The sequence below is a fragment of the Burkholderia pseudomultivorans genome (assembly GCF_001718415.1).
In the GTDB taxonomy this organism is placed as follows: Bacteria; Pseudomonadota; Gammaproteobacteria; order Burkholderiales; family Burkholderiaceae; genus Burkholderia; species Burkholderia pseudomultivorans_A.
In genome coordinates, this window is record NZ_CP013378.1 from 428,387 (window position 1) to 449,031 (window position 20,645).

The following is a 20,645-nucleotide window of genomic DNA, read 5'->3' on the forward strand; positions in this document are numbered from 1 at the left end:
TGCATTGCAGCAGGGCGCGGCCAGAGCCAGAACCGGGCGGCGCAGGCGCATGGTCCCTTGCGATAGGGGCGTTCGCTTCGCCAGCCGCCGGTTAGGGTCAGCGTATTTCCCCCACACTACGCCAACTCGGGAGAAGCAATGTCGAAAATACCGAACCTGACAAGAGTTGCGGTCGCAGACGACCACCCGATCGTGCAACGCGCTGTAGCCGAGTGCCTCAATGCGCTGCCTGGATTCCAGGTTGTTGCCACCGCGACGTCCGGCGGTAGTTTGCTCACCGAACTGACCCACCACGAAGTCGACCTCATCGTCACCGATTACAACATGCAGCAAGGGGAGGAGGACAAGGACGGTCTGCGTCTGGTATCTCACCTCCTGCGCGTGCACGAGGGGACGCCGGTCGTGGTATTCACCATGCTGACGAACCCCGGCGTGCTTACACAGCTTTGCCGCATGGGCGTTGCAGGCCTGGTCGGCAAGGACGAGGAATTGACCGAACTGGGGCAAGTCTGCCTGCGGGTCGTCCGCGGCGGCAAACAGTGTCTTTCATCCGGAATGGAGCATCGGCTTGCGGCTGCCGGCACGGTCAGGCCCGGGCAGGCGGATTTCCAGTCTCTCACGCAGAAGGAACTGGAGGTGGTGCGGTTGTTCGCGACCGGAATGTCGCTGACCGATATCGCACGGATGCTCAACCGCTCGCTGGGAACAGTCGCAACGCAGAAACGCTCCGCGATGCGCAAGCTCCACGTCGAGACCAACGTTGACCTGGTGAGTTGCGCGCGTGAACAGGGGCTCGTTTGATGCAGCGCCTTCTACATGAGCTCGGCGAGTCGCCGCTGGAAAAATTTCATTCACTCGAAACCAACCTCCGACGCGAACGCAGCGTATTCGCGATCGTGATCGTACTGCTTATCGCAGCGGCAGCCTCTGTTGCGGCGGCCTCGATCGCCGGTCTGTTCGAAACGTCGTTCAGGCACGAGGAGCAGGCCGCCCGTATCCATGAAAAGGACGTTGTCGACGAGTTGTTGCAACGTCGTGTCGTGCTGACCACCGCGACTCTCGTGCTGCAGTTGCGGATGGGCGAGGAGCAAAATGGCGTATCCCGTCCCGAAGCGTTGCATAGTTGTACCGAAATGCCCGGCGTGGTGACGCAGAGCAAGGTTTTGCGCGAGAGTTGCGACGATGCGATGCAGCTGCTCGCGAGTTCGGGCCAGGCGACAAGCATAGCGATGATACTTGCCGACGGGACGGCCGCTTACGGGCATCTTTTCGCTCCGAATGACTTCATGTCCTTGCATTCGGGTTCTCCTGCCTCGATGGTCAACGCCATCGTCGCGCGGCTTAACCGTAGGGGGATCAACCCGCTCGAGGCGGCGCAAAGCAAGCAGATAATCTGGTTCGTTGCCGGCGGTGGTGGCGACGCAACGCCTCACCTGATCGGCGCGTCGCTCATTGCGAAAGACGACCAGCTATATGCGCTGGTTCTCACGAGCGTCGACGCACGCAACCTGGTCACACCGCTGGAGCGCTCCGGGCAGGTGCAGGAACCGGTGATTATCGACGCCGAAGGCGTTCCCCTGATCGAGGCGGCCGATTCCGGGCTCGTGCATCGTATCGACGAACGACTCGAACTGCGCCAGGACGGGCTCTACCACTGGATCGCAGGGTTCGGCTGGGCGCTGCGGCGGCCGCCGCTCATTGCGGGTTTCGGCCATATGATTTACCTGCTGCCCCTCGAGGTGCAGCTGAGGGCCCTGCGCTATGAGCTGATGCTGATCTGCGGCGCAGCGCTGGTCGTTATCGTGTTGCTTTGCGTGGCGTACCGTTACTGGAATTACCGGTTCCTGTCGCGCATCTACGCGGAAGCCTCTCGGGCGCTTGATACCGAGATGCTCAATCACCTGCTCGTTCATGCCACCCCGGTCGGCCTCTGCATCGTGCGCCGGGAAAATCTGGAAATCATCGTCGCGAATCCGATTGCGCGTACCGTGATGGGGCTGCGCATCACCGAGAACCAGCTCCCCGGCGAGCTTATCGGGGCATTCGAGAAGTCCCTGCAAGGGGTGCAGTCCGATGCGGACGGCTCGCGCATCTTCCAGTTCCCGTTCACACTTTCGCGACCCAAGAGGCCGCCGCTGCATATCGAAATTACCTACGCGCCGGCAAAACTGAACAAGCAGGATGTGTTCTTCTGCGCAGTCATCGACATGACGTCGCATCATCAAGCCGAGATCCTGTTGCGCGAGGCGAAGCTGACCAGCGATGCGGCCGCCAAGGCGAAGGTGGCCTTCTTTGCCTCGATGAGCCACGAGATCCGAACGCCGCTGTCGTCGCTCGTCGGCAATATCGAACTCGTCGCGCGCGGCCCCCTCGCGCCCGAGCAGCAGGCGCGCGTTCAAGCGATGCAAACCTCGGCGCGCGGGCTGCTGCAGATCGTGAACGACGTGCTCGACTTCTCCAAGATCGACGTTGGCGAACTCAGCTTGATGGAGGAGTGGTGCAGCGTCGTCGAGCTGCTGGAAAAGCTTGCGCAGTCCCATGCGCCACTCGCGGTGCAGCAGGGCCTGATGTTCTATACCGTGTTTGACCGGGATATTCCGTCGCGCCTGCTTTTCGATCCGATTCGCGTCTCGCAGATCGTCAATAATTTGCTGAGCAATGCCTTGAAGTTCACTCCCTCGGGGAAGATCGTCCTGCGTGCGAGCTGGGGAGGCGGTGTGCTGGTCCTGAGCGTCACGGATTCGGGGATCGGCATTCCCGAGGAACTGAAACAGCGGCTTTTCGTGCCGTTCAGCCAGGGCGACAGCAACCGGCTCGCTCAGGCGCGCGGAACCGGGCTCGGACTCTCGATCTGCGCGAGGCTGTGCGAGCTGATGAAGGGGCGCATCAGGCTGGACAGCGCAGTGGGAGTCGGTACGCGCATTACGGTGGAACTGCCCCTCAAGACCTCGGAAGCCGGTCAGGAATCGGAACGTGCGCTGCCTTATCGTCGGCCGGTGATACTGTGCCGGGCGCAGGAGAACCTCGAGTGGCTCAGCAGCCTGTTCGACCCCGCAGTGGCCGTCATTACGGCAGTGGCCAATCCCGGAGAGCCCATAGACGCGTCCGTGCACGATGTCCTGCTCGTCACCGACGAGTACACGGAGAGCGAGGTGCTCGAATGGTGGCGCCGGCCGGGAGCGATTCTGTGGCTCAGCCGCAGCGGGCCGATCATTCCTGCGCGGCGCGAAGACGGCGGCGTGGGCGTTTCGATATACAGCCTAGCCGGTATGAGGTCGGCGGCCGCGCTGCTGGGCACGTCACCTCAACAAGCGCTTGAATCCGGAACAGACAGAAGGACGTCTGAAGGCAAACTTTCCGTCCTTGTCGTCGAAGACAACGTGCTGAACCGCCATCTTCTCGTCGATCAGCTCGGCACATTCGGCGTCCTCGCGATAGAGGCCACGAATGGCGAGGAGGCGCTTGCATTGTTGGCAAAAGAGCCGGTCAAGGCGGTGATGACGGATATCGATATGCCTGTCATGGACGGCTTCCAGCTACTCAGCGAGATGCGACGGCTCGGGTATCGCATCCCGGTCTACGCGGTCAGCGCGAGCGCAAGGCCGGAAGACATCGCGCAAGGACTGGCTCGCGGCTTCACGGACTATCTGGCGAAGCCGGTGCCGCTCGACGTGCTCGAGAAAGTCGTAGGCGACTTGTCGGCACCTTCGCGGACAGAGGCCGACCAGGACCGAGATGAGACGGTTCCCGGGGTGCCGTCGGTTCCCGACAAATACGTCCCGGGTTTCCTGGAACAGGCGCGCAAGGACATCGATGAATTCGCGACGCTCATCCGTGAACGAGATGTCTCCCGACTCAGACGCTGGCTGCATGGCGTGGCGGGCGGCCTTTCCGTTCTGGGCCCATCGGAGCTTTACGAGCAATGTCAGGAGCTGAGAAGTTACGTCCGCGAGTCGGAAGGTTGGGATGAGGAAATGGAAGCACAGGCCCAGGCGATTCGCGACACGCTCGAGGGGATGGTATCCGCCCTGCGGCACTGACGTGGCTTGTTCTGCTGCACTCGCGGCCGGCGACGAGCCGGTCGATCATTCGAAGATCTAGGATATCAACGCTGGCTCGATCCGTTTAACATTTATCAACAATGCGGCACCGTTGCGTGGCCATAGGGCCCGCGGTGCGGCATGGACGATTTATTGGGTGACGCGGCGTTAGTGGCCAAAGGAATTGATCGAGGTCAGTGGCATCGGCATGGGCAGCAAGCCTGATGGAATGATGTCGCCGGTCTCCCTGGAGAGCGATGTGAGCGAGTCAGACAAAGATGAACGAATGCATGCATCGAGACAGCCGGAGATCAGTGTGGAATACCAACCCGTCGCCTCGTTGAGGACAGGACTGGTCACCGGATTCGATGCGGTGCCTCGATGGCATCGCCCATCGGCCGGTTTGTCCGCAGCGGATCGGGAGACGGCGCCGCCGTTTCCTCTGCTTGTCGCCGAAGTATGCGCGCAACTGGAGAGATGGAACGCACAAGGCAACAAGCCGGCGTTCGTGTCGCTGGCTCTTCCATTGCAGCAGGACAGCCGTTCCGATGGCGTCGGATTGCTTGGCGAGGCGGTGCGGCAACACCGATTGTCGAGTTCGCAGATTACGCTTGAAATCTCCGCGCAGTTTCTTTCGACCGATACCGCCCGTTTGGGAGCGGAACTGAAGCTGTTGCGAAAAACGGGATATCGCGTGGCGCTCGCCAACTTCGGGCCCGGCCACGCATCCATTTCGAAATTGATGGAACTGCCGTTGACGGGTGTGAAGTTCGGGACGTCGTTTACCGCAACGCTCGCCGACTCCGCAACGTCACGCGCCATTCTGACCAGCGTCACGCACCTCGCAAGAGATCTCGGTCTATCCGTGACGGTTGCCGGTATCGACCGGCAGCGGGAATTCGATGTGCTGCGCGACTATCTCGATCTCTACTGGCAGGGTGCGCTTCTTTGTCCACCCTTGCCGGCTGAGGCACTGGCGAAGCGCCTTGAATCCTCCTTTTCCCAGCGGTTTCGATCACAGTGCGCGGGCGTGGACAAATAGACCCCCGACCGCTCCGCTTCAGCACTGTCCGCAACGCGACTGCCCGGCGCTGTCGAATCGTCCATGGCGCGTGACGGACTGACGTCTTGGGGCGACTGTCCCGTTCGAGCTGGCGTCGCGTCTACTCTGATTGAGAACCCGAGTTGGCTAAGCCGCTGAAGACTTTGTGGCAAGCAGGGTACGGCCACGCCGCGCTGCGGGAAAAGTGCCGCTCGATACATCGTGCCACGCTCGCCTCTTGCATGGGCAGCGGCGTTCGAGATATCCGCCAGAAGAACCTCACGATGCCGGATCTGTTACATCGCCGCGTGAAGTTCTGCTGGCGGGTGAAGCCGTTGCGCAAGATGCCGTTGTCGGCCGCCTCTGATGAGCGGCCAACATAAACTGCGGTGCTTACTTCTCCAGGGCAGGCGTTTCAGCCTTGGGTTTCCGACGCGGTGCGCTCCGTTTCCGCCCGGCGGGCTGGGGAACAAGCTGCGCACACTCACGCGTCACGAATTCCTCGAACACCTGAATGCAGGATTTGTCCGCAAGCATCGGCAGTCGGCTTGCAAGGCGCGCGCGGAAGTCCGATCGGAAAGCCTCGTCTGATGCGAACTGCGCGCAGAGGTCGACCATGCCGTCGATATCTTGCGCCACCAATTCGGGGAACCCCAGAAATTGCATGAGCGCTGCCGCATGCATTTGTCGCATGAATCGACCGCGGGTGCAGACTACGACTGCGCCGCCGTGCAACGCGTCGAGCGTCGTGTTGTGGCCCGACCAGGACGGGTTGTCGAGGAACACGTCGCTCATGCCGCAGAGTGCGACGAATTCCGGCTGGCTGAGCGGCCCCTTGACGTAACGGACATACTCGTCATGGGAAAGCCCGTGCCGCTCGAACGCCCGCTTCATACGCTCGACGAAGATGCGCACGCTGGCTTCGTCCGAGCGCGGGAAGAAGACGATCTTGCAGCGCTTGCCTACACGTGCCGCGATGCGCGGATACAGGTCATCGTCGGCGGGAGTGTATTTAAACGTCGACTGCGGCGAGACGAAAACAATATCGTCTTCCGAAAGCCCGAAGAACGCGCGGCCAACCGGGGCGGCGGCGGGATAGCTGAACGAGTATGTGCAGCCGAGCCCGGGCAGGCGAACGAGCTTTTCGCGGTAGTTCTCTTGTGCTTCGGCACTCTCCATGAGGTCCGCCGTGACGACATAGTCGACATGTCGGGATCCGGACGTATCGGGATGTCCCAGCATCTGCATCTGCAGCGGCGCCATGCGCAGTGTCGTCAGGCAATAGGAACTGAAGTTCATCCCGACGTCTGGAAATACGATGACATCCGGTGCGTCGACGGCGAGCCTGTTGACGATATCGCCGACAAACGTGCTTTCGAAGAACATGTCCGACATCCTGCGGGCGTCTTCCGTGAAGCGATCGTGAGATGCACCCATGTGATAGGTACAGACTTCGAACTGCGAGCGATCAAGGTTCTCGTAGTAGCCGATCGTGGGAATCTTCCAGATCGAATGCCCATTGAAGAACGCGGAAACGAAAGCGATACGGATGCGAGGCTTGCTGCTGGCCGTATGGCGCGCGAGCCGGTTTTCGGCAGCCTTCTGTTGGGCGTCTGCGAACATGGCTTCCGTCAGACGGCCTACCTGATCGTTGAAGCGGCTCAGGAGATCGACGTTGGCCCGGCCGTTGTAGGTCAGATAGAAGAGCGCATCGCACCAGACGTCGCGAAGCTCGTCGACGGCGGGCACGCCATCGCGCAGGGCGCGGTCCACGTCTTCGGACATTTCGTCCAGGGCCCGCGCAATCTCGCTGCGCACCTCGTCGATTTCGGTCTCGGTGCGGTAGACGATCGGCAGCCGGAGGGACACCTTCTGCACAATGCCCGTGACGCATCGCGGGTTCAGCTGAACGGACCTTTTTGCATGCTCGAGCGCCTTGTCGTTCTCGCCGAGGTAGAAGTAGACATACGCGAGCTTCGAGTGAAGCTCCGCGTCTTGAGCGTGATGCTGCAGCAGCGTGCGCAAATGCTTCGCTGCCTTCGCGCGAAAACGCCTGTCCTTGTGATGGAACGCAGCGTACGCCGCGTTGCGCCCGATAAGGCGGTCCGCGGGCGCGCGTTCGGCGGCCAGTTCGTAAAACGGATAGGCGTCGTCGCGCTTGCCCTCCCGCTCGAGAGAGACGCCGATGTTGTTCAACGGCGAGCCCCACGCGGGCGCGAGTCGGGACGCCTTTTGATACAGGGTGCGTGCGCGGTCGTATGCCTGTTCCCGAAGGCGAAGGTTGCCGGCCAGATAGTAGAGGTCGGGGTCGGCAACGGTATCGAGCATATCCTCGGTAAGGAAAGGCGAAATCTGGGCTGCCAGACCTGCGCCAAGGGAGGTCCTGACAAGCCCGGCCATGGATTGCTTGACGGTGTCGAGATTCATATGCGAGTGCTCCTGAGGTTGCAGGTTGGCCGAATGACTATGCGGTCCGACGGGCTTCCGCGCTTGGTCGCCGAAAGCGGCTTATGGGAAAAAGCAGGCCAAAGCGGGTGTCAGGCGCACCAGGCGTTGCCCGAGCCCGACCGTGTAATCCGATACCACAAGGGTCGCTGATCGCGGCAATCTCGAAAATCGCAAATCTTAGATAACCCCATCCGTTTCATCGTCAGGGGCGACCTGCTGCCGGAGAAAACGCGGTAGGCGGGGAAGCAGCGCACGCGAAAGCAGCCAGATCGCCAAAGCGGCTGCGAGAAGTGGGGTCGGTCCGAGTATCCGGCTGTATTCGGCGCGGCGCTCCCGGGGCGCCGGCGTTCTGACTCGGTCACCAGACGACTCGTCCAGATCACGCGGGGCCGATAGACCGGTGGCAAGAATCGAACAATTGCGATTCAGTCCACGCGGTCGCGTTCGTAAGCTAGTCATCAACCGTATTCGGGCGGCGCGCGAGCGCCGGCCGACTTTCGCTCGCATGCGTGCAGTGCGCGTTGGATCGAGCGCTTATTGCGCGGCTTACCTGCCGGATCGGGTGCAGCCATTCCGTGGCAGTTTGCGGAAAAGCGCGCAAATCACCGTGTTCACGTTTTGGGAGTGAGTGATGGATGCTTCAGAGAACTTTGTCGGTGTAAGCGGCATGCTCGCCGTGCCGGCAGTATCGGCCTTGTCGTTGCTGGACGCAAAGGCTTGGTCGCTTTGCCCTCCGGGAACAGCGTCTGTTGCGAACGGCTATCGGGCGTTCTGCGGCGTGTCTCGTTTTCTCGTCTGGGCGGGAGACTGGCAATCGCGCAACTTCCCCGGCGCGCGAAACGATTCTATCGAAAAGCGCTTCAGGGCGGATGTTGCGCAGCGGGGCGAAGCCGTGCCGCTGCCACGGAAACATCTCGGTGCGCTGTTCGGTATGGCGGCGGTTGCGGTATTGGCGCTGCTGGCGGGACTGGGCGGCAGTCGGATCTTTCATTCGGGAGTCGATCCGCTGGGCGGGCGGCGTGCTGCGGAGCGTGGTAACGCCCTGTTGGCGCCAGCGCCGAGCCGGAGTGCGTCGCCCGCGCGCTTGCCCGCTTCGGGTGGAACTGTTCCGCGTGGCCTTGTCGCGGGGGCCGAAAGCGTTCAATCGGGCAGTGCGGCGAAGCTGCTGCGTGGCAACGGACGCAGCGATGCTGCGGCGACTTCGCGGCGCGAAGCGGACGAAGACGCGCGGGTCGTCAGATCCCGGAAAGAGCGGCAGGCGCTTGGGAAAGGAGCACTCCCCGCGGAGCCGCGTATTGCAGCGAAGGGAGATGAAAAGCACGGCGAAAGGCGGCCTGGCGCCCGGACGAAGGCGCCTGTATCGGGAGCAGTCGGCCTGCTCAGGCAACGCCGGTTGACCGAAGCGCCCGGGAAATTCCAGGGGTGACGGTCACATATCGAGCGCAAAGCAGGGGATGGCGCGGCCGGGGCGTAACGGAACGAAAGGGGCAAGCATTGCCGAAATGAGCGAGTAGTCAAATGAATAGTTATCCTACGGACAGACTGATCAGCGGTGCCATAGTCGGCACTGTCGTTACGGCTGTCATTATCCTGATCATGGCTTATATCAATATTGCGCCGGAGCAATTCTCCGGCGCGGTCAGCCGGGTAGCGATATCGATGCTGATCGCCTCCTGCGCCTTGCTGCCGAGGCCGCTCCTGCTGCGAACGGTCCTGCGCGAACGTCGTGATCCGCTGCTATTGGACGAAGACATGAACATGCTGCTGCTGGGCCGTGTTGTCGGAATGATCGGCGGTCTCTTGTTCGGTATCACGTTGGCGGCAGAGCTGCTCTAGATATGGCGCGGTGTCTGCCGAGTCGGGGTGCTTGCCGCGCTGTTGCGTAGAAGCCGGGAAGAAATGCTATTCGTCATCCGAGTATTTTTTCCGTGTCAGACAATCGTTGAGTACATGAGCGTCGCAGAGCGCGTTTTTTCAGTATTTATCGAATTCCTTCGATTTTCTGCATGTCCGCGGTCTACCTACTATCTCCGTCTGCAGTTATCGAGTGGAGCATGTGCATATGAAACCTATTTTCCGGACCGATCCTTCGAGATTGGGAGTCCGGCGGCAGCAGTTGTTCAGGCTATCCGGCCCCTAGATGCATATCCCCGGGACCGACGAGGCGTTCCGCGAGTTCGTCCGGCAACGGCATGCCGTATTTGCTTTGACGGCGGCGTCGCTGCTCGCCGTGATCCTGTCCTTGGGCGCGTTGCTCGCGATCCAGATGCTGCTGCCGCCGGTCTGACGTCCGTCCATGGACGGACGGCGCAGCACATCCGTGCCTTAACCTGAGAGAAAAATCGCTGCCATGCCGACGCGCGCCGGCATCGGTTTGCTGTCATAGGGCTTCCCGAAGCCTGCATAATGCGCGCGAATCTATATCGCGGCATTTCTTGCCGTGATTGCTCGAGTCCAGACGTATTTCGATCGCCGGTCAAATACCTTCTTGTTTCGAATTTTTTCGATACAAACCGCGTCGTGACGGGCTTAGAGTATCTGTGCTCCGACATCGAAACCGGCCGCAAGATAGGGCGGACGCACGAACCCGTAACGTGCCGGGTGGCTGCCGTAACAGCCCCTGTTCTTCAGCCGAGCCCCGTGTGGCAATACCGCGGGGGGCTCCGGCCTCCCGGATCCACCGCATCAGAGGGCCCGACGGCTATCGGCACCACGCCGATCCGCTGGCCCGCCAACAACGGATCGTGCTCCAGCGTGCCGCGAAGCGCGGCATCGTCGCAGTCAGCTTCGCTGTTACCCGGCTGCGCATGGAACATTCCGCAGCCTCTTTCACATCACATCGCAATGGCTCTCTGGAAGGGCGCTCGTGTGTTCGGGCAGCCGATGAGCACGCACGCTTTCGGTGTGGCATCGGCGTTTGGCGGCGGCGGGCGACGCGCGAAGGTGCAGCAAGATGCTCGTGGCGGATGCGGAGGAAATGGGCGTGGCGCCGGTGTCAGCGCTACGGAATCGTCGCGCATTTGGTCGTGTATGGCGCGTGGGAACGGTGGCGCCTGTTACAGGCGTACAGGGTGTACGGAGAGTCGTGAAGCTTCGGGCGAAGCAGCTGATGCAGTTTGGCTTCGCGGCGGCCCAAACCGAAGTATTCGCACCGAATCACTCTATCGTCGATCGTGCGGTCAGGTCACATTCGTTGCCCGCGCAACAGACGGGCTTCAGGCGCCGGCGGCACAAAGGCCGGCGCAACGCTCGGCGTAGCTCCGGCCAGGATCGAACGTGCCTAGCCGCCGGCTTGCGTCGACGAGGCCGAACTGTCCGCACCATAGCCTGATAGTCGGAGCGATTCCTGAACAAAATTCTGATATATCGTGCTCGCGCGTGACGCATCGCCGGTTTTCACGACGCGAGAGAATTTCTTGTCGTGGAAGAACGCGACGTAATAAATCCTTGTCTTTCCGTAAAACAGCAGGCTCGCACCATATCTTCCGTTGTAGGCGGTCCGGAGCTCCTCAATACGCGGGTTGTAGAGCAGTCGCCGGAGTTCGGCGACATTTGCCTTGTCGTCGCCCTTCGCTTCCTCGGCGGAGAGCACCGACATGCCGGTTGCCGGCTGACGAGCGGTGCTGCCGGTTGCCGCGGTGTCAATGGACGTGCGCGCGTCCGACTGCGGCCGATACCCCCAGTCGTCTGCTTCCCAACTGGCCGGCTGCGTCGAACACCCGGCAAGGCTGGCTGCTCCCACGGCAATCGCCAGCAAAATCCCCTTTCTGCGAGACAACATGTCGAAGATAGATTTCATATTCAAGGTGCCTATTCATGTACTGCATCCCGATACGGATGCCGTTGTTACAGCCTTGCCGATCCGCTTGCCGGATGCGACTCCCGATCACGTCATCGAGGATCGCTCGGGCTTCGCTGTCGCGGCGCGGCGAGACCAATGAACGGTAACGACACGACGCACGACGCTCACATCGAACGAGGCGGGGGCTGCCACCTCGCGCGTCCGGTCGATCAGAAACGCAGGCGTCCATAAAGAGATCGCTCGGCAGGTGCTCGCCGATGCTGAAACAGGGAGAAAGTTCGCGGCGAGAAACCCGCCGCAGCGATGCGCGAATGTCAGCACCCCACCCGTCAGGCAGGGTCGTCGCTATTCCTGAATCGTCGCAGCCTGGACCTGGCTGGCCACGAATCTGGTCGACGCCGCCCGTTGCTCGCCGACCTGTAGTGTCTTGCGCAACGCTTCTTTCGCTTCGTCGAATGACAGTGCCTTCGTCGGCCGTACGGCATCGAGTTTCACGATAAGGTGCATGTTATCGGCAAGGACCGGCTGCGGCGTGACGCCCCCCGGCTTCAGCCGCGAAATCGCCTGCGCAAGGCGAAATGGCAGCCCTTGCGTATGGCCTTCGGCGACCGGCAGCTTGAAGCTTACCCACGGCATCGCGCCGCCTGCGGTTTTGCTCGGTATGACGCTGTATTGCTGGGCTACAGCGTCGAAGGACTGGCCGTGTTTCAGTGCAGCGAGGGCCTTCCATGCATCGGCGGCATCTTTCGTGGCGATGACCCGTGGCTTGTACTCCTTCTTTCCGAGCGATGCGACAAGCTCGTCGTAGCGGGCCCGGACCTGCTCGTCCGTTATGGCGGCAGGGTGAACATTGGCCTCGAGGTATGCGGCGATCATGACCGACTCCTTCGCCGCCGCAGCAGCCTGAAGAACGGCCGGCATGTCGTTGAAGTGAGCCTTCATTGCGTTCTGGCGCAGAACTTCCCGCGCGATGAGCTGCCGCTTGATCGCGTCACGCAGCTGCGGTGTATCTGCCCTGCCCGTTCGGGCGGCGAGGCTTTTGACCGCATCGTCGAGCGCGCTCTGCGTGATGGCGACGCCGTTGACGACGGCCACCGTACCGGCAGGGAGCTTCTCCTCGGCGGTGGCAGGCGCCGGATCGGCATGGGCGATCGGCGTCAGCATCGAGCTCGTGGCGACTGACAGGAAAGCGGCGATACACCCCGCGCGTATGATGTTGTTCAGCCGGAACATTCGGTTACCTCTCTAACGTTGATGATTACGCGGCGTTCCGCGCGTGACTACCCGCCTGGACCCGACAGTGCAGCCAGGTTCCATGGCTCGTGGCAGCCGGATCGGGCGCCGTCGTACGTCCGTCGTACCGATGCGATCACATGTCGTGAACGATCGTGATGAGTGTCGTTTTGCCGCTGGAAACGCGCCGAAAACGCGGGTGCGAGCCGGCGAGGGCAAGAGATGCCGCGCAACCGGCTGTTTGCCTCGCGGCGCGGGTCTCGCAAGCGTACGAAGCACCGGCAGGCGGTTCGACTTGCAATCGCTCGCTGAAGCCGGTCAACGGAGCTCGCAACAGGGATCATACGGACAGGACTGCGTCGGCCCCATAGAACAAATTCGAAAGACGAGGCGGGCAGTGTTGTGCCGCGCGAAGCGCGCGAAAGCTGCGTTCAGGAACAGCTTTCGCAGCATGTAATCGGCAACGGTGTGCTCGATGCCGACGTGCCAAGCCGTTCGACAAATTCGTCGAGCGGCATTGGCCGGCCGAACAGGTAGCCTTGCTGGTGAATGACGCCCCGTGCGAGTAGGGCGCCTTGCTGGCCGGTTCGCTCGACGCCTTCGGCGATGATCTCGACGCCCAGTTTATCGGCGAGTGTCACGATGGCGTCCACGATGTGTGCCGTCACCTCGTCGGATTCGATTCGGGAAACGAAGCGTTTATCCAGCTTGAGCGCGTTGACGGGAAACGTCTGTAGCCATTCGAAGCTCGCGTGGCCGGTGCCGAAGTCGTCGATCGCGAGCGAGGCGCCGATGTCACGCAATTCGTCGAGCATGCGCAGCGTGGCAGGTGTCGGCGAGATCGGCATGCGCTCGGTCAATTCGAGCTGCAGCGCCACACGGTCGTGCGAGAGACCATCGAGCAGCGCCCGGCAATCTGCGACGAGGGTGCGGTCGACAAACTGAGCCGCAGAAACATTGACGCCGAGACGAAACGCCGTTCCAGACACCGGCAGACGGCCGCGCAAGGCGCGACAAAGCTGACGCATCAGGCTCGATGTGATCGGCACGATCCGGCCGGATGCCTCGGCGCATGCAATGAAGCGATCCGCCCCGATGAGGCCCGCCTCCGGATGCCGCCAGCGCGCCAGTACCTCTGCGCCGATCCACCGGCCGTCGTCGGCGTTGACGATCGGTTGTAGCCAGGGCTCGAATTCCTCTCGTGCGATGGCACGATCGATGTCTGGCGCCAGCGATGCAGGATCGCGCCTCATCTCGACGGACATAGCGTCGCTCCTTTGACGATTGAATGGGGACGGCCGGAGGGGGCTGGAGGTGGGCGCCCGGTATGTCGCGCCGAATAGTCGCGCGTGCTCCGCACATCGGCGTTCGAAAACTGCGAGGTGTTCTTGTCCGCCCGGCATCCGAAGATGCGCCTAAGTTTGATACTACCGTCAGGCCGTTCGAAGCCACGTCGAATAACTTCGATTTTTGCGGACGTGAGCCGAGGCCGCTTTCTCGGCGTGGACCGCCCTGGCCGAACGATTGTCGTGCGGCGCGTAACGAACCGATTGCCGCCCATTGCAGAGATACAATCGGAATTGTTCCGGCGCCCGGTGCGCCGCATCCGAACAGTCTTGATACCGAGCCGCCGATCGTATGCCGATCCAACCGATTCAGAACCGCCGTCTTTACCAGCAGATTGCCGATCAGCTTCGATCGCTGATCGAGAGCGGAGCCTTTCCCGTCGGCAGCTATTTGCCGCCTGAACGAGAGCTTGCCGCACGATTCGGTGTGTCGCGCACGTCGGTTCGCGAAGCGCTGATTGCGCTCGAGGTCATCGGTCTCGTCAACGTACGGGTCGGCGATGGCGTATCGGTGCTGTCGCAATCGAAGCCGGCATCCGTGCAAGACGCCGACGTGATGACCGGCCGTCGGCAGGGCATGCTCGAAGTGGATCCCGAACTCGGCATCGAACTCGACCTCGATGTGACGATTCCGCCGTTCTCGTTGTTGCAGGCGCGCAAGCTGATCGAGCCGGAGGCCGCCGCGCTTGCGGCAGAGCATGCGACGGACGAGCAGCGTGCCGGTATTCGCGACGCGTTCCTGCGCAATCAGCAGGACAATCGGAACGGCTCCACGACTCATCCCGGCGATCGCCTGTTTCACATCCGCATCGCGGAGGCGAGCGGCAACGACGCGTATGCGCTGATGATCAAGCAGTTGCTGGCGCACAAGTACGATCCGATGTTTCAGCGTCTGCAGACGCTCTATACACCGCGCGACATGCCGCATCGCTCGGAGAGCGAGCATCGCGCGATTCTCGCTGCGATCGAGGCGCGCGATCCGAAAGCCGCTCGCCGGGCCATGCTGGCCCACCTCAATTCCGTTATCCGGATTTTTTCTCGCTCTGCGCAGTAAGGCCCTGTGGCAGGGTCGGTTTGCCCGTGGCCGGCGAAGGCGCCGGGACCGCGCTGACCGATGATTCGAAAACGGCCCGTTCCGGACGGAACGGAATTCGTCGTGAGGCACGCCGCCCCCTTGTCTGGATCCATTGGACCGAACAATGGAGGGGACCCCGCGCGTAGAACCCGTCATTCCGTCCCCGACGATGCCCGGGAAAACACCGACGCCGATTTCGTGACAAACCCGGATGAGCGCACTATATTGGTTGGACCTTTGATCCTTTGTGCCAATCGGCCGGTCACGGATCGGCCTTCTACAGGGAGGGGTTCATGAGACTGCAGGGCAAGCGCGCGCTCGTCACGGCGGCCGGACAGGGCATCGGCCGCGCGACCGCGCTGCGGTTCGCGAACGAGGGCGCCGAGGTGCTGGCGACCGACATCAACGAAGCCGCACTGGCGCAACTCGAGGCCGACGCCGAACGCGCGGGCGGCCGGCTGACCACGCGGCGGCTCGACGTCACCGGCAAACAGGAGGTCGAGGCGCTCGCCGCGAACGAACCCGCATTCGACGTGCTGTTCAACTGCGCAGGTTACGTGCATCACGGCACGATCCTCGACTGCGACGAGGACGCGTGGACGTTCTCGCTGAACCTGAACGTCGCGTCGATGTACCGGCTGATCCGCGCGCTGCTGCCCGCGATGCTCGACGCCGGCGGCGCGTCGATCATCAACATGGCGTCGGCCGCGTCGAGCGTGAAGGGCGTGCCGAACCGCTTCGTCTACGGCACGACCAAGGCGGCCGTGATCGGGCTGACCAAGGCGGTGGCTGCCGACTTCGTCCAGCGGGGCATCCGTTGCAACGCGATTTGCCCCGGCACGATCGAGTCGCCGTCGCTGGAGCAGCGCATCGCCGAGCAGGCGCGCAAGGGCCAGGTGTCGGTCGACGTCGTGCGGCAGGCGTTCGTCGCGCGTCAGCCGTTGGGGCGGGTCGGCACCGCCGACGAAGTCGCGGCGCTCGCGCTGTACCTCGCGTCCGACGAATCCGCGTTCACGACCGGCGCGATCCACTTGATCGATGGCGGCTGGTCAAACTGACCGTGTCGAACTGACCCGCTCCGCCTCCCCGAATATCCTCGACCAGACGACGACCCCATGAAACTGCTGAGATTCGGCGACAAACACCATGAAAAGCCGGGCCTGCTCGATGAGCAGGGCCGCATCCGCGACCTGTCGGGCGTGATCGACGACATCGCCGGCGACGTGCTGACGCCTGCCTCGCTCGCGCGGCTGCGCGACATCCCCGCCTCCTCGCTGCCGCTCGTCGAAGGCACGCCGCGCATCGGCGCATGCGTCGGCCGCGTCGGCAAGTTCATCTGCATCGGGCTCAACTACTCGGATCACGCCGCCGAATCGGGAATGGAGGTACCGAAGGAGCCGGTCGTGTTCGGCAAGTGGACGAGCGCGATCTCGGGGCCGAACGACGACGTTGAAATTCCGCGCGGCTCGGAGAAGACCGACTGGGAAGTCGAGCTCGGCGTCGTGATCGGCCAGGGCGGCCGCTATATCGACGAAGCCGACGCACTGTCGCACGTCGCCGGCTACTGCGTCGTGAACGACGTGTCGGAGCGCGAATTCCAGCTGGAGCGCGGCGGCACGTGGGACAAGGGCAAGGGCAACGACACGTTCGGCCCGCTCGGCCCGTGGCTCGTGACGGCCGACGAGGTGCCCGATCCGCACGCGCTGCGGCTGTGGCTCGACGTCGACGGCCACCGCTACCAGAACGGCACGACCGCGACGATGGTGTTCCGCGTGCCGCATCTGATCAGCTACCTGAGCCGTTTCATGAGCCTGCAGCCGGGCGACGTGATTTCGACCGGCACGCCGCCGGGCGTCGGCCTCGGGCAGCAACCGCCCGTCTACCTGCGCGCCGGGCAAGTGATCACGCTCGGCATCGACGGGCTCGGCGAGCAGCGCCAGCGCACCGTTCAGGCTTGAATTCATTTCCAGGACGATTCGTGATGCCTATCATTCGATCGATGCGTGTGCTCGACGTGCGCTTCCCGACGTCGCAGAAGCTGGACGGCTCCGACGCGATGAATCCGGACCCCGATTATTCGGCAGCCTATGTCGTGCTCGAAACCGACCACGACGGCCTCGAGGGTCACGGACTCACGTTTACGATCGGCCGCGGCAACGAAATCTGCTGCGCGGCCATCGCCGCGATGCGCCACCTCGTCGTCGGTCTCGACCTGGACTGGATTCGCGAGGACATGGGGCGCTTCTGGCGGCACGTGACGTCGGACAGCCAGCTGCGCTGGATCGGCCCCGACAAGGGCGCGATCCACCTCGCGACGGGCGCCGTCGTCAACGCGGTGTGGGACTTGTGGGCGAAGGCGGCGGGCAAGCCGCTGTGGCGGCTCGTCGCCGACATGAGCCCCGAGGAACTGGTGCGCACGATCGACTTCCGCTACCTGACCGACTGCCTGACGCCGGACGAAGCGCTCGAGCAACTGCGCCGGCAGGCACCCGGCAAGGCCGAGCGGATCGCCACGCTGGAGCGCGAAGGCTACCCGTGCTACACGACCTCGGCGGGCTGGCTCGGCTACAGCGACGACAAGCTGCGCCGGCTGTGCCGCGAGGCGGTGGACGCCGGTTTCGACTATGTGAAGCTGAAAGTCGGCGCGAACCTCGAGGACGACATTCGCCGCGTGACGATTGCGCGCGAGGTGATCGGCCCCGATCGCAAGCTGATGATCGACGCGAACCAGGTGTGGGAGGTCGACGAGGCGATCGACTGGGTGCGCGAGCTGGCGTTCGCGCAGCCGTGGTTCATCGAGGAGCCGACGAGTCCCGACGACGTCGAAGGGCATCGCAGGATCCGCGAGGCGATCGGTCCCGTGCAGGTCGCGACCGGGGAAATGTGCCAGAACCGCGTGCTGTTCAAGCAGTTCATCGCGCGCGGCGCGATCGACGTCGTACAGATCGACGCGTGCCGGCTCGGCGGCGTAAACGAGATTCTCGCGGTGATGCTGCTGGCCGCGAAGTACGGCTTGCCGGTGTGCCCGCATGCGGGCGGCGTCGGGCTGTGCGAATACGTGCAGCACCTGTCGATGATCGACTACGTGTGCATAGCCGGCACGAGGGAAGGGCGCGTCATCGAGTATGTGGATCATCTGCACGAGCACTTCGTCGATCCGTGCGTGATCCGGAATGCGGCGTACCTGCCGCCGACGGCGCCCGGCTTCTCGATCGAGATGAAGCCCGAATCGCTGGAGCAATACCGGTTCCGCGGCTGACGCGCGCCGCGCGTGCCGACAACATGAACGACGGAGACGCGAAGTGGATCTGAATCTGCAAGACAAGGTCGTGATCGTGACCGGCGGCGCGTCGGGTATCGGCGCCGCGATCTCGATGCGTGTCGCCGGCGAGGGCGCGATTCCGGTGGTATTCGCACGCCACACGCCGGACGACGCGTTCTGGCGCGAGTTGACCCGCATCCAGCCGCGCGCCGCATGTCTGTCGGTCGAGCTGCAGGACGAGGCGCAGTGCCGCGACGCGGTCGCCCGGACCGTTGCGCAATTCGGCCGCATCGACGGGCTCGTCAACAATGCGGGCATCAACGACAACGTCGGGCTCGACGCCGGGCGCGACGCGTTCGTCGCCTCACTCGAACGCAACCTCGTCCACTACTACGTGATGGCGCATTACTGCGTGCCGCATCTGAAGGCGACGCGCGGTGCGATCGTCAACGTGTCGTCGAAGACGGCCGTGACCGGCCAGGGCAACACGAGCGGCTATTGCGCATCGAAGGGCGCACAACTCGCGTTGACGCGCGAGTGGGCCGTCGCCTTGCGCGACGACGGCGTGCGCGTGAACGCGGTGATTCCGGCCGAGGTGATGACGCCGCTCTACCGGAAATGGCTCGACTGCTTCGACGATCCCGATGCGAAGCTCGCCGGGATCGCAAGCAAGGTGCCGCTGGGCAAACGCTTCACGACGGCCGAAGAAATCGCCGATACGGCCGTGTTCCTGCTGTCGGAACGCGCGTCGCATACCACCGGCCAGTGGTTGTTCGTCGACGGCGGCTATACCCATCTCGACCGCGCAATCGACTGAGCCGTGGAGTGCCGACACCATGCAACCTGATTCGAATCCGGTCACCGCGCATGAACGACGCGAGCCGCTGATCGCGTTGACCGGCATCAGCAAGCGCTTCCCTGGCGTACTCGCGCTCGACGACTGCCGCTTCGACCTGCGCGCGGGCGAGGTGCATGCGCTGATGGGCGAGAACGGCGCCGGCAAGTCGACGCTGATGAAGATCGTCGCGGGCGTCTACCCGCGCGACGAAGGCGAGATCCGGATGGACGGCCGCGCGGTGGAGATCGACGATCCGCGTGCCGCGCAGGCGCTCGGGATCGGCATCATCCATCAGGAGCTGAACCTGATGAACCACCTGAGCGTCGCGCAGAACATCTTTATCGGCCGCGAGCCGCGCGGGCGCTTCGGCGTGTTCGTCGACGAGGACAAGCTCAACCGCGATGCGGCCGCGATCTTCGCGCGGATGCGGCTCGATCTCGATCCGCGCACGCCGGTCGGCCGCCTGACGGTCGCGAAGCAGCAGATGGTCGAGATCGCGAAGGCACTGTCGTTCGACTCGCGCGTGCTGATCATGGACGAGCCGACCGCCGCGTTGAACAACGCGGAGATCGCCGAGCTGTTTCGCATCATCCGCGACCTGCGCGCGCACGGCGTCGGCATCGTCTATATCTCGCACAAGATGGACGAATTGCGCCAGATCGCCGATCGCGTGACCGTGATGCGCGACGGCAAGTATGTCGCGACCGTGCCGATGGCGGAGACCTCGATGGACGCGATCATCGCGATGATGGTCGGCCGCCAGCTCGCTGTGGAATTCCGCACGCCGCCCGATACGTCCGCCAACGACGTCGCGCTCGAAGTGCGCGGGCTGTCGCGCGGCCGCACGATCCGCGACGTCGGCTTCACGCTGCGGCGCGGCGAGATTCTCGGCTTCGCAGGGCTGATGGGCGCGGGCCGTACCGAGGTCGCGCGCGCGGTGTTCGGCGCCGACCCGGTCGACGCCGGCGAAATCCGCGTGCACGGCAAGACCGTGACGATCCGCACGCCCGCCGACGCGGTAAAGCACGGCATCGGCTACCTGTCCGAGGATCGCAAGCATTTCGGGCTCGCGGTCGGCATGGACGTGCAGAACAACATCGCGCTGGCGAGCATGCGCCGCTTCGTGCACCGCGGCGCATTCCTCGATGCACGAAAGATGCGCGATACCGCGCAGTCGTACGTGCGGCAGCTCGCGATTCGCACGCCGTCGATCGCGCAGCCCGCGCGGCTGCTGTCGGGCGGCAACCAGCAGAAGATCGTGATCGCGAAATGGCTGCTGCGCGACTGCGACATCCTGTTCTTCGACGAGCCGACGCGCGGGATCGACGTCGGCGCGAAAAGCGAGATCTACAAGCTGCTCGATGCGCTCGCCGCCGACGGCAAGGCGATCGTGATGATCTCGTCGGAGCTGCCCGAAGTGCTGCGCATGAGCCACCGCATCCTCGTGATGTGCGAGGGCCGCGTGACGGGCGAGCTGCGCGCGGCCGACGCCACGCAGGAAAAGATCATGCAGCTCGCGACGCAGCGCGAGTCGACCGTATTGTCCTGATCCAGACGAA

17 protein-coding genes are annotated in these 20,645 nt (G+C 63.2%); 13 read left to right on the forward strand and 4 right to left on the reverse strand.

Features of this window, described 5'->3' with window-relative positions:
- The first annotated feature begins 138 nt into the window (after positions 1–138).
- From WS57_RS14805 to WS57_RS37070, 4 genes are all read left to right on the forward strand, one after another.
- Positions 139–801: a response regulator transcription factor gene (locus WS57_RS14805; protein WP_009691998.1), complete on the forward strand. Its 663-nt coding sequence runs from the start codon at positions 139–141 to the stop codon at positions 799–801.
- Entirely contained in the window at positions 801–4,040 is a 3,240-nt protein-coding gene (locus WS57_RS14810) for a hybrid sensor histidine kinase/response regulator (RefSeq protein WP_069244466.1), read from the forward strand. The genes WS57_RS14805 and WS57_RS14810 overlap by 1 nt, the downstream gene beginning before the upstream one ends.
- 184 nt (positions 4,041–4,224) lie before the next feature.
- Positions 4,225–5,082 (forward strand): EAL domain-containing protein, encoded by an 858-nt coding sequence (locus tag WS57_RS14815; RefSeq protein ID WP_009692001.1) that lies wholly within the window; start codon positions 4,225–4,227, stop codon positions 5,080–5,082.
- 143 nt (positions 5,083–5,225) lie between these two features.
- Positions 5,226–5,465 (forward strand): hypothetical protein, encoded by a 240-nt coding sequence (locus WS57_RS37070; RefSeq protein WP_155741138.1) that lies wholly within the window; start codon positions 5,226–5,228, stop codon positions 5,463–5,465.
- 10 nt (positions 5,466–5,475) lie between these two features.
- Here WS57_RS37070 and WS57_RS14820 read toward each other — a convergent pair whose 3' ends face one another.
- Positions 5,476–7,509 (reverse strand): tetratricopeptide repeat protein, encoded by a 2,034-nt coding sequence (locus WS57_RS14820; RefSeq protein ID WP_059604565.1) that lies wholly within the window; start codon positions 7,507–7,509, stop codon positions 5,476–5,478.
- 652 nt (positions 7,510–8,161) lie between these two features.
- On the opposite strand from WS57_RS14820, the gene WS57_RS37075 reads away from it, so the two are divergent.
- The 3 genes from WS57_RS37075 (at position 8,162) to WS57_RS37080 (ending at position 9,817) form a co-directional block, all read left to right on the forward strand.
- Positions 8,162–8,956 (forward strand): hypothetical protein, encoded by a 795-nt coding sequence (locus tag WS57_RS37075; protein ID WP_155755081.1) that lies wholly within the window; start codon positions 8,162–8,164, stop codon positions 8,954–8,956.
- Between the two features lie 92 nt (positions 8,957–9,048).
- Positions 9,049–9,366: a hypothetical protein gene (locus WS57_RS14825; RefSeq protein ID WP_009692003.1), complete on the forward strand. Its 318-nt coding sequence runs from the start codon at positions 9,049–9,051 to the stop codon at positions 9,364–9,366.
- Between the two features lie 304 nt (positions 9,367–9,670).
- Complete coding sequence (locus WS57_RS37080; RefSeq protein WP_009692004.1) at positions 9,671–9,817, forward strand: hypothetical protein; 147 nt, start codon at positions 9,671–9,673, stop codon at positions 9,815–9,817.
- 993 nt (positions 9,818–10,810) lie between these two features.
- Here the strand turns inward: WS57_RS37080 and WS57_RS14830 are convergent.
- The 3 genes from WS57_RS14830 to WS57_RS14840 all read right to left on the reverse strand — a co-directional run bounded on the left by WS57_RS14830 (position 10,811) and on the right by WS57_RS14840 (position 13,830).
- Positions 10,811–11,329 (reverse strand): DUF2968 domain-containing protein, encoded by a 519-nt coding sequence (locus WS57_RS14830; protein ID WP_009692005.1) that lies wholly within the window; start codon positions 11,327–11,329, stop codon positions 10,811–10,813.
- Positions 11,330–11,677: 348 nt separating this feature from the next.
- On the reverse strand, positions 11,678–12,496 hold the full coding sequence (locus tag WS57_RS14835; RefSeq protein ID WP_167361729.1) for a peptidylprolyl isomerase: 819 nt from the start codon (positions 12,494–12,496) through the stop codon (positions 11,678–11,680).
- Positions 12,497–12,996: 500 nt separating this feature from the next.
- Positions 12,997–13,830 carry an EAL domain-containing protein gene (locus tag WS57_RS14840; protein ID WP_059514869.1) on the reverse strand — a complete coding sequence of 278 codons (834 nt, stop codon included), beginning with the start codon at positions 13,828–13,830 and terminating at the stop codon, positions 12,997–12,999.
- A gap of 373 nt (positions 13,831–14,203) precedes the next feature.
- Between WS57_RS14840 and WS57_RS14845 the strand changes: the two genes are divergently transcribed.
- From WS57_RS14845 to WS57_RS14870, 6 genes are all read left to right on the forward strand, one after another.
- Positions 14,204–14,965, forward strand: coding sequence for a FadR/GntR family transcriptional regulator (locus WS57_RS14845; protein ID WP_009692008.1), 762 nt, complete (start codon positions 14,204–14,206; stop codon positions 14,963–14,965).
- Positions 14,966–15,279: 314 nt separating this feature from the next.
- On the forward strand, positions 15,280–16,044 hold the full coding sequence (locus WS57_RS14850; RefSeq protein WP_069244468.1) for an SDR family oxidoreductase: 765 nt from the start codon (positions 15,280–15,282) through the stop codon (positions 16,042–16,044).
- A gap of 57 nt (positions 16,045–16,101) precedes the next feature.
- Positions 16,102–16,944 (forward strand): ureidoglycolate lyase, encoded by an 843-nt coding sequence (locus WS57_RS14855; RefSeq protein ID WP_059604568.1) that lies wholly within the window; start codon positions 16,102–16,104, stop codon positions 16,942–16,944.
- Between the two features lie 23 nt (positions 16,945–16,967).
- Complete coding sequence (locus tag WS57_RS14860) at positions 16,968–18,245, forward strand: L-fuconate dehydratase (RefSeq protein WP_069244469.1); 1,278 nt, start codon at positions 16,968–16,970, stop codon at positions 18,243–18,245.
- Between the two features lie 43 nt (positions 18,246–18,288).
- Entirely contained in the window at positions 18,289–19,065 is a 777-nt protein-coding gene (locus tag WS57_RS14865; protein WP_009692012.1) for an SDR family oxidoreductase, read from the forward strand.
- A 19-nt stretch (positions 19,066–19,084) separates the two neighbouring features.
- The gene (locus WS57_RS14870; protein ID WP_038455556.1) at positions 19,085–20,635 is read left to right on the forward strand and encodes a sugar ABC transporter ATP-binding protein; all 1,551 of its coding nucleotides are present in this window, start codon (positions 19,085–19,087) and stop codon (positions 20,633–20,635) included.
- Positions 20,636–20,645 lie beyond the last annotated feature (10 nt).